The organism is Acinetobacter sp. OYA S30 (assembly GCF_033599315.1).
Classification (GTDB): Bacteria; Pseudomonadota; Gammaproteobacteria; order Pseudomonadales; family Moraxellaceae; genus Acinetobacter; species Acinetobacter baumannii.
In genome coordinates this window covers 71,558-83,777 of record NZ_JAWVAV010000003.1, presented here as the reverse complement: position 1 = coordinate 83,777, position 12,220 = coordinate 71,558, and the positions used below count along the sequence as shown (strand labels likewise).

General features: G+C 39.2%; 14 protein-coding genes. 11 read left to right on the top strand and 3 right to left on the bottom strand.

The window, feature by feature from the left end:
* The first annotated feature begins 48 nt into the window (after window positions 1–48).
* The 11 genes from R5R67_RS02595 (at window position 49) to alr (ending at window position 10,022) form a co-directional block, all read left to right on the top strand.
* The gene (locus R5R67_RS02595) at window positions 49–804 is read left to right on the top strand and encodes an RDD family protein (protein ID WP_001167813.1); all 756 of its coding nucleotides are present in this window, start codon (window positions 49–51) and stop codon (window positions 802–804) included.
* A gap of 316 nt (window positions 805–1,120) precedes the next feature.
* Window positions 1,121–2,173 (top strand): ubiquinol oxidase subunit II, encoded by a 1,053-nt coding sequence (gene cyoA / locus R5R67_RS02590; RefSeq protein ID WP_001250044.1) that lies wholly within the window; start codon window positions 1,121–1,123, stop codon window positions 2,171–2,173.
* Window positions 2,174–2,176: 3 nt separating this feature from the next.
* Window positions 2,177–4,168, top strand: coding sequence for a cytochrome o ubiquinol oxidase subunit I (cyoB, locus tag R5R67_RS02585; RefSeq protein ID WP_000367186.1), 1,992 nt, complete (start codon window positions 2,177–2,179; stop codon window positions 4,166–4,168).
* A gap of 4 nt (window positions 4,169–4,172) precedes the next feature.
* Window positions 4,173–4,793 carry a cytochrome o ubiquinol oxidase subunit III gene (gene cyoC, locus R5R67_RS02580; RefSeq protein WP_000852577.1) on the top strand — a complete coding sequence of 207 codons (621 nt, stop codon included), beginning with the start codon at window positions 4,173–4,175 and terminating at the stop codon, window positions 4,791–4,793.
* On the top strand, window positions 4,793–5,122 hold the full coding sequence (locus R5R67_RS02575) for a cytochrome o ubiquinol oxidase subunit IV (protein ID WP_000094534.1): 330 nt from the start codon (window positions 4,793–4,795) through the stop codon (window positions 5,120–5,122). The genes cyoC and R5R67_RS02575 overlap by 1 nt, the downstream gene beginning before the upstream one ends.
* Before the next feature lie 10 nt (window positions 5,123–5,132).
* A complete protein-coding gene (cyoE, locus tag R5R67_RS02570; RefSeq protein WP_000915319.1) occupies window positions 5,133–6,011 on the top strand; it encodes a heme o synthase in 879 nt (292 codons plus the stop codon).
* A gap of 184 nt (window positions 6,012–6,195) precedes the next feature.
* A complete protein-coding gene (gene rpsF / locus R5R67_RS02565; RefSeq protein ID WP_001216679.1) occupies window positions 6,196–6,579 on the top strand; it encodes a 30S ribosomal protein S6 in 384 nt (127 codons plus the stop codon).
* Between the two features lie 11 nt (window positions 6,580–6,590).
* Window positions 6,591–6,818 carry a 30S ribosomal protein S18 gene (gene rpsR / locus R5R67_RS02560; protein WP_000090661.1) on the top strand — a complete coding sequence of 76 codons (228 nt, stop codon included), beginning with the start codon at window positions 6,591–6,593 and terminating at the stop codon, window positions 6,816–6,818.
* A gap of 8 nt (window positions 6,819–6,826) precedes the next feature.
* Window positions 6,827–7,273, top strand: coding sequence for a 50S ribosomal protein L9 (gene rplI / locus R5R67_RS02555; protein WP_000382591.1), 447 nt, complete (start codon window positions 6,827–6,829; stop codon window positions 7,271–7,273).
* A gap of 200 nt (window positions 7,274–7,473) precedes the next feature.
* Window positions 7,474–8,919 carry a replicative DNA helicase gene (gene dnaB, locus R5R67_RS02550; protein ID WP_000075891.1) on the top strand — a complete coding sequence of 482 codons (1,446 nt, stop codon included), beginning with the start codon at window positions 7,474–7,476 and terminating at the stop codon, window positions 8,917–8,919.
* Window positions 8,920–8,951: 32 nt separating this feature from the next.
* A complete protein-coding gene (alr, locus tag R5R67_RS02545) occupies window positions 8,952–10,022 on the top strand; it encodes an alanine racemase (protein ID WP_001248169.1) in 1,071 nt (356 codons plus the stop codon).
* Window positions 10,023–10,074: 52 nt separating this feature from the next.
* On the opposite strand, the gene R5R67_RS02540 is transcribed toward alr, so the two are convergent.
* Genes R5R67_RS02540 through R5R67_RS02530 form a run of 3 tightly spaced genes read right to left on the bottom strand, consistent with a single transcriptional unit; the run spans window position 10,075 to window position 12,204 of the window.
* Window positions 10,075–10,809 carry a proteasome-type protease gene (locus R5R67_RS02540; RefSeq protein WP_000220477.1) on the bottom strand — a complete coding sequence of 245 codons (735 nt, stop codon included), beginning with the start codon at window positions 10,807–10,809 and terminating at the stop codon, window positions 10,075–10,077.
* Window positions 10,810–10,825: 16 nt separating this feature from the next.
* A complete protein-coding gene (locus R5R67_RS02535; RefSeq protein WP_000772592.1) occupies window positions 10,826–11,605 on the bottom strand; it encodes a transglutaminase family protein in 780 nt (259 codons plus the stop codon).
* 2 nt (window positions 11,606–11,607) lie between these two features.
* Window positions 11,608–12,204, bottom strand: a complete 597-nt coding sequence (locus R5R67_RS02530; protein WP_002062093.1) for an alpha-E domain-containing protein — start codon at window positions 12,202–12,204, stop codon at window positions 11,608–11,610.
* Window positions 12,205–12,220 lie beyond the last annotated feature (16 nt).

Here is a 12,220-nt window from a genome sequence, read left to right as displayed (position 1 = left end):
ACCCATCCGTGGGTCTTTTTTCATCTTTAGAATAGAGAATTTTTACTTATGCAAATTTACTTGGCACGTAATAATCAACAAGCTGGGCCTTATACCTTAGAACAACTAAATCAAATGTTGGCAAGTCAACAAGTTTTGCTTACTGATTTAGCTTGGCATGAAGGCATGACAGAATGGAAAGCTTTAGGAGAATTAACCCAAGGTAAACTTGTATATCAACCTACTGGTTATTCTGCTTTTTCAGCAAATACAAATACGTCTTATAATGAGACCATTCAGCACATTCGTGTAGAAACTAAAACACACGAGCTTGCTTCAATTTCGTCTCGTGCTCTTGCAAAAATTATTGACTTATTACTTTGGCTACCTATTGCAGCTATTCCGTCTTTTTTCTTTAATGAAGCTCAATATAAACAACTTTTTGAGTTACAAAAACAGATGCAATCTGCAGAAGTTGCATCAACTAAAGCAGCTGAACTTCAACAGCAGCTTTTTACCCTTATTCCTATAGAAGCTTGGCATACAATGCTACTTTATGTCGTCATAATGCTCGCTATTCAAGCATTTTTATTGACTAAGTTTGGGCAAAGTATTGGTAAAAAAATTGTCGGAATTAGAATTGTCGATGCCGAAACCAATGGTAAAGTTAATTTAACGCGTATCTTCCTTCTAAGAAGTGTCGTTTTCATTATATTAAACTTACTATTTATGCCTATTAGTACAATTATTGACTATGCTTTTGCATTAGGACAAAAGCGACAAGCTCTACATGACAAAATTGCAAGAACAAAAGTGATCAAATGATAGTAAATGACTCATTCATTTAATGTCTAAAAAAAAGGAGGCACCTCGCCTCCTTTTTTTCCATAGAGAGTTGATATTTAAATAAAAGCTCTGTTGAAATTAGATACCCTACAAAAAAAATCGGGTTTTAAAACAATTATTTCAGACGACTTTATGTGTAGCTTAGTTTGTCGATATGAGGCATAATGCCCTACAACGTAGCGGTGTCACATCATTGAGAAGTCTAATTTTTAAGACTAGCGTTCTCAATCATGCGACACTTTAATCGCTATCCCATATTTAATTAGGGAATGGGACTCTTCACCGAGGTTGTAAAATGAGACAAACGATTTTAGCTGTATTGTCTTTATCAACGCTTGCCGCACTTTTGACTGGGTGTGGTGGTGATATGGTACTTCTAAACTCTAAAGGTCCAGTTGGTCAAGGTCAAAGTGACCTTATGATGACTGCGATCTATTTAATGTTACTTGTGGTGATTCCTTCAATCATCATGGCATTATGGTTTGGTTGGAAATATCGTGCGTCAAATAAAGATGCAGACTATAAACCTACATGGGCACACTCAACTGCAATTGAAGTTGTAGTATGGGGTATTCCTGTCATTATTATTGGTATTTTAGCTTGGTTAACTTGGTGGGGTTCCCACAAGTATGACCCATACCGTCCTTTAGAATCAGATAAAGCACCTTTAACTATTCAGGTTATTGCTGAACAGTTCAAGTGGATTTTTATTTATCCTGAACAAAACATTGCGACTGTTAACGAAGTACGTTTCCCAGAGAAAACTCCGTTAAGTTTCAAAATCACTTCTAACTTCACGATGAACTCATTCTTCATTCCACAGTTAGGCGGTCAGATTTATGCAATGGCAGGTATGCAAACTCACCTTCATTTGTTAGCAAATGAAACTGGTGTATATCGTGGTTTCTCTTCTAACTACTCAGGCTATGGTTTCTCTCAAATGCGTTTCAAAGCGCATAGCGTTACAGAGCAACAATTCAACGAATGGGTAGCGGCTGTTAAAGCAGGTAATGGTACAACCATTAACCCAGAAGCAGTTCAAAAAACTACGCTTGACCAAGCTGAATTGGCAACCTTACGTGATGGCGATCGTTCTAAGCACCAAATCGAGCATTTAGTAAATCGTGCTAAAGCTGCTGGTGATCAAGAAGCGCTTGCTAAAGCAGAAGCGATGAAACCGTTCCCGACTAAGCCACACCCTGTGACTTATTACTCTTCAGTTGAACCAAAATTGTTTGAAACAATTATCAACCACTATATGAGTAACTATCATGGTGCTGACCACTCTGCTGCACATACAACAGCAGAAACTCATGTTGCAGCTGAACACGCTGCTCAAGGGGAATAAGACATGGATATGATTTTTGGTAAATTGGGTTGGGACTCTATCCCGACAGAGCCAATCGTACTTGTCACCATGGTCTTTATGGCACTTGGTGCAATTGCTGTGCTTGGCGGTATCACCTATTTCAAAAAATGGGGATATTTGTGGAAAGAATGGTTTACAACTGTAGACCATAAAAAGATTGGTATCATGTATATCATCGTATCTGTCGTCATGCTTTTGCGTGGTTTCGCCGATGCGATCATGATGCGTTTACAACTTTTCCTCGCTAAAGGCGGTGGTGAAGGTTATTTACATCCTGACCATTACGACCAGATCTTCACCGCACACGGTGTAATCATGATCTTCTTCGTAGCAATGGGTCTAGTTGTAGGTATGATGAACATCTCTGTACCTTTACAGATCGGTGCTCGTGACGTTGCTTTCCCATTATTAAACTCTTTAAGCTTCTGGTTATTCGCTGGTGCTGCTGGTTTAATGATGCTTTCACTTGTATTAGGTGAATTTGCTGCGACTGGTTGGATGGCTTACCCTCCTCTGTCTGGTATTCAATATTCTCCTGGTGTAGGTGTTGACTACTATATCTGGGCACTTCAGGTTTCTGGTCTAGGTACGCTTTTATCTGGTGTTAACTTCTTTGTTACCATCATCAAAATGCGTGCGCCTGGCATGAAATTGATGGATATGCCTATTTTCACGTGGACTTCACTTTGTACGGCTGTATTAATCATTGCATCTTTCCCTGTATTAACAGGTACTCTTGCGATGCTTACATTAGACCGTTACTTCGGTTTCCATTTCTTCACAAATGAGCTTGGCGGTAGCCCAATGCTTTATGTGAACTTGATCTGGACATGGGGTCACCCTGAAGTATATATCTTGGTATTACCAGCATTTGGTTTATACTCAGAAATCGTTGCAACCTTCTCTCGTAAAGCGTTGTTCGGTTACAAGTCTATGGTATATGCAACAATTGCAATTACTGTATTAGCATTTGTTGTATGGCTTCACCACTTCTTCACCATGGGTGCTGGTGCGAACGTTAACGCGTTCTTCGGTATCATGACCATGGTTATTGCGATCCCTACTGGTGTGAAAATCTTCTCTTGGTTATTCACCATGTATAAAGGTCGCATCACCTTTACTACTCCAATGTTATGGACGCTTGGCTTCCTTGTAACATTCGGTATCGGTGGTTTAACTGGTGTACTTATGGCTGTTCCACCTGCGGACTTCCTTGTACACAACTCATTATTCTTGATCGCTCACTTCCATAACGTAATTATCGGTGGTGTGGTGTTTGGTATGTTTGCCGGCATCATTTACTACTGGCCAAAAATGTTTGGTTGGAAGCTCAATGAAGCATGGGGTAAAGCTGCATTCTGGTTCTGGTTCTTCGGTTTCTATTTTGCATTCATGCCACTTTATATCCTTGGTTTCATGGGTATGACTCGTCGTTTGAATACATATGACAACCCTGAATGGGACCCATACCTTGCGATTGCATTATTCGGTGCTGTTCTTGTTGCGATTGGTATTGCATGTTTCTTAATGCAAATCATCGTTGGTTTCTTACAACGTCACCAAAACATGGACTACACAGGCGATCCATGGGATGCTCGTACACTTGAATGGGCTACTTCTTCCCCTGCTCCATTCTATAACTTTGCTCATGAACCAGATGCAAGCGGTATTGACCGTTTCTGGACTGACAAAGAAAACGGTGTAGCATACGCACGTAATACTAAATATGAAGACATCCACATGCCGACTGATCGTGCTGCTGGTTTTGTCATTGCAATGTTCATTACTCTTCTTGGCTTTGCACTCATCTGGCATATTTGGTGGCTCGTTGTTGTTTCATTCGTTGCAGCTGTTGTTAGCTTGATCGTAAGCTCATTCACTAAGAATGTTGATTACTATGTTCCAGCTGCAGAAGTTGAGCGTATTGAAAACGAACGCTATGCTTTACTTGAAAAACACTTGAAGAAGGACTAAGGAAATGGCTGAAGTACTTCATCACGACAACCACGGCCATGATGGTCATCATGAACATGATGATACTGACTTAACGGTCTTTGGTTTCTGGACATACTTGATGAGTGACTTGATTCTTTTCGGATCACTCTTCATTGCGTTCGCTGTATTAAGCAGTCATGTTCCACCAGGAACTCCAAGTGCATATGACCTGTTCCATGAATCATTAGGCTACGTGTTAACTGAAACATTTGCCTTATTGATTTCATCGGTGACTTTCGGTTTTGCGGTACTTGCATCTTATAAAAAGAATGTAAATCAAGTGATCACTTGGTTATTTATTACATTCCTTTTTGGTGCAACCTTCATCGGGATGGAACTCTACGAATTCCATCACCTTGTAGAAGAAGGTCATGGTCCAACTCACAGTGCTTTCTTATCATCGTTCTTTACTTTGGTAGGTACGCACGGTATCCACGTAACTTCTGGTTTAGTGTGGATGTTGGTATTGATGTATCAAATCAAAACTAAAGGTTTGACTTTACCGAATACACGTCGTCTTGCTTGCTTAAGCTTGTTCTGGCACTTCCTTGACATCGTTTGGATCTGTGTATTCAGCGTCGTTTACTTACTGGGAGTTCTCTAATGAGTAGTCATGAGCATAATGCTGCTGGTGCGTCACACGGTAACTTTAAGCAATACACTGTTGGCTTTATTCTTTCTGTCATCCTTACCATCATCCCATTCGGGATGGTGATGGCGGGTGGTTTCAGCCGCGGTCTTTTGGTTACAGTGATTGCAATCACTGCCGTTGCTCAGGTTCTTGTACAACTTGTGTACTTCTTACACATGAATACATCATCTGAACAACGTTGGAATATGATTGCATTTATCTACACAATCCTATGTATCGCTGTACTTTTAATCGGTTCTGTGTGGATTATGAATTACCTTCACTACAATATGATGATCTAAACTGATTGTCATGTTGAAAAAGTATTTATTCCTGACTAAACCAGGAATTCTCTTCGGTAATTTCATTACCACCTTGGGCGGCTTCTTCTTAGCCGCCCAAGGCTCTATAGACATCTTATTATTATTGCTCACTCTCATTGGAACAACATTAGTTGTTGCTTCAGGTTGTGTGGTTAATAATGTTATAGATCAAGATATTGATACAAAGATGCAGCGCACTCAAAACCGTGCACTCGTTAAAAAAACCATCTCTCCTACTGTTGCGCTTGTATATGCTTTCGTACTCGGAGTAATGGGTTTTAGCATTTTGTGGTTTGGTGTAAATGGTTACGCATTTTTGTTTGCAATGATTGGTTTTATTGTCTATGTCGGTTTTTATAGTTTGTGGACTAAACGTACCTCAATCCATCAAACCGTCATTGGTAGTATCTCCGGAGCGAGCCCTCCTGTTATTGGTTATACAGCAGTAACTCATCAATTTGATGTGGCAGCCTTGCTTTTGTTTTTAGCATACGCTTTATGGCAAATGCCTCACTCTTGGGCAATTGCAATTTATCGTTTTGATGATTACAAAAATGCGGGAATTCCTATCTTGCCTGTAGCACGTTCCATTTATCGCACGAAAATTGAATGTGTAATCTATATCCTGTTGTTTGCAGCTGTTTTGAATGGGTTATATTGTTTTGGCTACACCAATGTATTTTTTTTGATTACCTTTAATGCTTTGACCGCATACTGGTTTTATTTATCAATTATTGGATTTAAAGCCGAAAACGACCAACTTTGGGCTAAACGCTTTTTCCTTTACTCAGTAATCTTAATTACTTTGCTAAGTTTAAGTTTTAGCTTTACCTATCAATCCCCTGCTCCAAATCTTCCTCTCTTTTAATTAAGGGAGGATTTCCTCCTCTCTCAAATAACTTTTATATTTCTCATCAAAAGATTTGTTTTTAGTCTAATTTTTACCTATAATTCAGCCTTCGCATTTTTTGCGACGTAGCTATTTATATTTTTAGCTATGACTCCTTGCTTCTAATTTTATTAGGGGCTGTTTAAACCGTAAGGAGCTGACAATGCGTCATTACGAAATCGTACTTTTGGTACACCCAGACCAAAGCGATCAAGTTGTAGGTATGGTTGAACGCTATATCTCTCAGATCAAAGAAGCTGATGGTCAAATTCACCGTTTAGAAGATTGGGGCCGTCGTCAATTGGCTTACCCAATTAACAAAATTCACAAAGCGCACTACATTCTTATGAATGTTGAATGTGGTCAATCTACGCTTGATGAGTTAGAAGAATTATTCCGTTATAACGACGCGATCATTCGTAACCTTATCATCCGTCGTGAACACGCAATCACTGAAGAGTCATTGCTTGCTAAGAGTGCTGAAGAAAAGCGTGCGCGTAAAGCTCAACGTGAAGAAGCACAGCAAGTTGCTCAAGAAGCTGAATAAGGAGAACATCAATGGCACGTTTTTACCGTCGTCGCAAGTTCTGCCGCTTTACAGCTGAGAATGTTGCGTACATCGACTACAAAGATATCGATACTTTAAAACAGTACATCACTGAAAACGGCAAGATTGTTCCTAGCCGTATCACTGGTACTAAAGCTCGTTATCAACGTCAATTAGCGCTTGCTATCAAACAAGCTCGCTACTTGTCTTTGATTCCGTACACTGACAACCATAAGTGAGGTGATCTGTGGACGTTATCTTATTACAACGCATTAAGAACCTTGGTAAATTAGGCGATAAAGTATCAGTTAAAGCTGGTTACGGCCGTAACTTCCTTATCCCTCAAGGTAAAGCAGTTGCAGCTACTGAAGCTAACACTGCTGCTTTCGAAGCTCGTCGTGCTGAACTTGAGAAGCAAGAAGCTGAAGTATTAGCTGCTGCTCAAGCACGTGCTGAACAATTGAACGAAGTTAACATCGTTATCACTGCTAAAGCTGGTGACGAAGGTAAACTCTTCGGTTCTATCGGTACTCGTGACATCGCTGACGCGTTAACGAATGCTGGTCTTACAGTTGACCGTGCAGAAGTTCGTTTACCAAACGGTGCGCTTCGTCACACTGGTGAATTCAACATCGCAATTCAATTGCACCATGATGTTGTTGCAGAAGTTCTCGTTACTATCGTATCTGAGTAATTTCTCATCAAAAAAAGAGCATGCTTACGCATGCTCTTTTTTTATCTCTTAAATTTAAGCAATAAAATTAGATATATTAATTCCTGATCAGTTCTTCAGTTTAATTGGTTTTTTAATTAGGTAGTTTATTTAGTTTTGTTTTAAGATAGTTCTCGGCTTAAAACCCTTTTTGTGTACACATTTTATCATCAGGTCTAATTATGTCTCAGGCGAATGCCACTTCTTTAACCCTTTCATCTCCAACAGAAAATAAGACGAGTGAATCAGGCCAACTTAAAGAGTTTCGCACTCCCCCACACAATTTAGCCATTGAGCAAGCTGTACTTGCTGCGCTGATGACCGTTGCTGAATCTTTTGAACAAGTCAGTGACTTACTCAAAGAAAATGATTTTTATGCCACTCGTCATAAATATATTTATCGTGCAATTGAAAAATTAGCACAGGAAAACTCACCGTATGATGCGGTTTTGGTCAACGACTGGCTTTTAAAACAAAACTTACTCGATGCGATTGGCGGTGAAGAATATTTGATGCAGCTTATGGCTGACTCACCTTCGAGTTTCTATAATCTTGAAACTTATGCGACTAAAATTAAAGAATTTTCTACACTACGCAGTATGATTAAGGTAAGTACTGAAATTTTACAAAATGCTTACGACACAAAAGGTCGAGGTGTAAGTGAAATTTTAGATTTAGCCGAAACGAGTATTTTCTCTTTAGCAGAACAACATAACAACAATAAAAAAGATTCTGGACCTAAAGCAATTAGTTCTGTAACTGCCGATGTGATTAGTAAACTTGATGAGCTTTCAAAATTAGACGGAAATATTACTGGTTTAACGACTGGCTTCTTAGAGCTCGATAATAAAACCTCTGGTATGCAACCGGGTGATTTGATTATTGTCGCAGCACGTCCGTCTATGGGTAAAACTACTTTCGCCATGAACTTGGTTGAAAGTGTTTTGCAATACAATAAACTCCCAGCTCTCGTCTTCTCTATGGAGATGCCAGCAGACTCTATTGCGATGCGTCTCATTTCAGCTATGGGTAAAGTGCATCAAGGGCATTTACGTTCAGGTAATTTAGATGCTGATGAATGGACTAAAGTAACGGGTACCATTCTGCAACTTCAACAAATGCATTTGTATATTGATGATTCCTCTGCCCTACCACCTACTGAAGTTCGTGCCCGAGCTAGACGTATCGCAAAAATGCATGATGGTAAAATCGGCTGTATCATGGTCGACTATTTACAGTTGATGAAAGTTCCGGGCATGGGTGACAACCGTGTTGGTGAGATCTCGGAAATTTCACGTAGCTTAAAAGCTTTAGCTAAAGAAATGAACTGTCCTGTGATTGCACTATCTCAGCTTAACCGAAGTCTGGAAAACCGACCGAATAAACGTCCAGTAATGTCTGACTTACGTGAATCTGGTGCGATTGAGCAGGATGCCGACTTAATCATGTTTATTTACCGTGATGAAGTCTATAACAAAGAATCGAAAGAAGCAGGCACCGCAGAAATTATCATCGGTAAACAGCGTAATGGTCCAATTGGTACCGTTCGCCTTGCCTTTGAAGGCCAATATACTCGTTTTAGTAATCTCTCTCCTGAGTATTACAGCCAATATGATGATGAAGAATAAACTCTATCTCTAGCCCAAAGGAGTAAATGAGGGTGCGTCAAGCAACAGTTTATATTGATCGCCAAGCGCTTCAATATAATTTAAACCGTGTCAAACAACTCGCAGCAAATTCAAAAATCGTAAGCATGGTAAAGGCCAATGCATACGGACATGGAGTCAAAGACTGTTTAGCAGCCTTAAATGCCTCAGATGCCTTTGGTGTAGCCTGCCTACAAGAAGGATTAGAAATCCGTGAACTCGGTTTCGAACAACCAGTTACTTTAATTGAAGGGGTATTTTCTGAAGATGAAATGCCCGTCGCAATTGAACAAAAATTTGAATGCGTCATTCACCATCAACAACAGTTTGAATGGTTAATTAAACACAAACAAGCATATATTGCCCAAGGCTTAAAAGTATGGGTTAAATTAAATAGCGGTATGAACCGTTTAGGTTTTAAAGACCCAGAAATTATTGAAGTGATTAAGACATTAAAGTCTGAAGGTTTTACATGTGTACTTGCTATGCATTTTGCAAATGCAGATGTAGATCACCCTTTAAATGAACAACAAAAACAGCAATTTTTGCATATTAAAGAAACTTGCGATCCAATTTTAGCATCATGCTGTAATTCAGCTGCCATCTTTAAATGGCCAGAACTAAATTTTGACTATGTACGTCCTGGTATTATGCTCTACGGCGCTTCACCTTTTGCAGATAAAACAGTGCATGATCTTGATTTGAAACCTGTCATGACTTTTACTGCAGAAATAATAGCGTTAAACCATATTGAAGCTGGTGAACACGTAGGTTATGGCTCTACTTTTTGTGCTCAACAGGCTATGGATATCGCCATTGTTTCTATTGGCTATGGTGATGGTTATCCAAGAGCTTATGTTAAGCAAAATTTTGTCGCTATTGATGGCAAACTTTGCCCAGTTGTGGGCCGTGTAAGTATGGATATGATTGCGATTGATGTCACAAATACTCAAGTAAAACTTGGCACCCAAGTTGAACTTTGGGGAAATCACCGTTTAGTTGATGATGTGGCTGAAGCAAATGGCACAATCGGCTATGAATTACTTTGCCGTCTAAGTTCTCGCCCAGTCCGTCAGGGTACTTAAAGTTCACTAAATAAAAAATCCAAGCACTGCTTGGATTTTTTTTGAATAAATTTTAGCGCCAATAATCATCTGTAGGTTTTGGCATTTCCTGTAAACCACGGCGTAACGTATCTGACCATTGACGACTAATTTGTGAAAAATATGGATCATCTTCAGTAATTCGCTTACCCATAGGGATCACAAAACTATCTTTACTATAAACCAATGCATCTAACGGCAAACCAACAGAGACATTAGAACGCAATGTAGAATCAAATGAAATTAAACTACAACGAAGAGCATCATCTAATGGCATCGCATAATATAAAGCTCGATCTAAAATAGGTTTGCCATATTTACTTTCGCCAATTTGAAAGTAAGGCGTATCTGTGGTGGCACAAATAAAATTGCCTTGCGGATAAACATTATAAAGCTGCATATCTCCGCCTTTGATTTGCCCACCCACTAAAATACTACAGGCATAATTCATTTGTTCTTGGGTATCTGAACTGATATCTTCTAAAACGCTTTTCAAGGTCTTACCGACTAGATCAGCCACCTCAAACATAGTATTAATGCTATATAAATTAGGCTCTTGTTGCAAAATAAGTGCATTTTGCAAATGCCCGATAACCGCTTGTGTAGTTGCTAAATTGCCTGCTGTTTGCAAGGCAATAAACCGCTCTCCCGTTACTCCAAAAGTATGCAGTTTACGGAACACAGAAATATGATCGACCCCGGCATTAGTTCGAGTGTCACTTATAAACACCAAACCCTGTTCCAATCTCAGCGCACAACAATAGGTCATTTCGTTCTCTTTACATTCAACAAGCCAGCACTTGAACCACAGACATCATATTTTCAGTACCACCTTTTTCTCGCACTCCCCTAATGGGCGCAACATCGAGATAGTCCCGACCAACAGCAAGATAAATATGATGCTTTGGTGTAAACAATTGATTGCTCACATCAAAACAATACCACTGATTATCTAAAAATACCTCCGCCCAAGCGTGACTGGCAAGGTGTGGAGAATTTTGATCAAATAGATAACCAGAGACATAACGTGCTGGTAATTGTAACGCACGGCACATAGCGATTAAAACATGTGCATGATCTTGACACACCCCCTGACCTGCCTGAAAGGCTTGCGTAGCCGTTGTATGAACAGATGTACTATCCGGTTGATATGGCATCTTTTGCAGAATATTTTCACTGAGCAAAGCAATATGTTGTCGATCTTTGACAGTTACAATTCTCTGGGCAAAATCCAACATTTCAGCATCATATTTAGTGGCCTCTGTACTTTGGAGAAATAGATTTATTGGTATAGATACATCTACTCCTCCTATTTCTGTATTTAGAAGCTCTACAATACCTTGTGCCATAAAAGTAAGGTGCTGATACTCATAACGCTGGCTAGCCGTTATCCAAATATTATTAAAAATATCTCTTTTGAGCGTCTTGTCACCAGGCACGCTGATTGCCCAATTCATAACATGTTGATGCAGCGATGTTTGAGGCATCATCTTGATATACTGAATACTGTTTTTAGCAGTTTCAGTATAGTTATAATGCGTTTGATGATTAACCATCAATTTCATAATTATGCCTCGAACATATATTCCAACTGCTGGGTAAAATTATAATAAGCATCCCAATTTGGATGTTCTTTTAATAATTGCCATGGTTGTGTTAATTTATTCCACCCTAAGTCATTCAGCTGTTGAAGTAATTTTTCTAGCTCCTGCAAGAGCTGTGTAAGGTCTTGCTGAAAACGTAGTTGTATATCAAATAATTCTAACTTTTGTCCTAAATGCAGAAATAACGCTATATCTTCATGTTCAGCATCAAGTATTTGATTACATTTCACTAAAGCCTGCTTTAATGAATCAGGATGAGCTTGGAATCCCTTAATCGCATGATTTAATTCTGCATAGGCATTTGAAGATAATATTCCTCTTAACTCTTGAATATTATCTTTAGCAATAGCAAACTGATTCAGTAACGAATATGTTTGTTTCGTATCCAACATATAGCAATTCAGTAATTCTGCTTGATCAATGACTAGCCCAAATGCTGCTGCAAATTGGGCTGCTTTAGCATCATCTGTAAATGGCAAATGTGATACAGCAAATTGAATTCGCATTAAATAACGACCCAACCAATAAATGTGGTGCGCACTCGAATTGAGTAAAACCATAAATTTCCTCTTTAAC

Bases quoted from the DNA above. Each gene is read 5' to 3' on its own strand.
- cyoC (WP_000852577.1), top strand. From the start codon at position 4,173: ATGGCTGAAGTACTTCATCACGACAACCACGGCCATGATGGTCATCAT.
- cyoA (WP_001250044.1), top strand. From the start codon at position 1,121: ATGAGACAAACGATTTTAGCTGTATTGTCTTTATCAACGCTTGCCGCA.
- rpsF (WP_001216679.1), top strand. From the start codon at position 6,196: ATGCGTCATTACGAAATCGTACTTTTGGTACACCCAGACCAAAGCGAT.
- rpsR (WP_000090661.1), top strand. From the start codon at position 6,591: ATGGCACGTTTTTACCGTCGTCGCAAGTTCTGCCGCTTTACAGCTGAG.
- R5R67_RS02530 (WP_002062093.1), bottom strand. From the start codon at position 12,204: ATGGTTTTACTCAATTCGAGTGCGCACCACATTTATTGGTTGGGTCGT.
- cyoE (WP_000915319.1), top strand. From the start codon at position 5,133: ATGTTGAAAAAGTATTTATTCCTGACTAAACCAGGAATTCTCTTCGGT.
- cyoB (WP_000367186.1), top strand. From the start codon at position 2,177: ATGGATATGATTTTTGGTAAATTGGGTTGGGACTCTATCCCGACAGAG.
- R5R67_RS02575 (WP_000094534.1), top strand. From the start codon at position 4,793: ATGAGTAGTCATGAGCATAATGCTGCTGGTGCGTCACACGGTAACTTT.
- R5R67_RS02595 (WP_001167813.1), top strand. From the start codon at position 49: ATGCAAATTTACTTGGCACGTAATAATCAACAAGCTGGGCCTTATACC.
- dnaB (WP_000075891.1), top strand. From the start codon at position 7,474: ATGTCTCAGGCGAATGCCACTTCTTTAACCCTTTCATCTCCAACAGAA.
- R5R67_RS02540 (WP_000220477.1), bottom strand. From the start codon at position 10,809: ATGACCTATTGTTGTGCGCTGAGATTGGAACAGGGTTTGGTGTTTATA.
- R5R67_RS02535 (WP_000772592.1), bottom strand. From the start codon at position 11,605: ATGAAATTGATGGTTAATCATCAAACGCATTATAACTATACTGAAACT.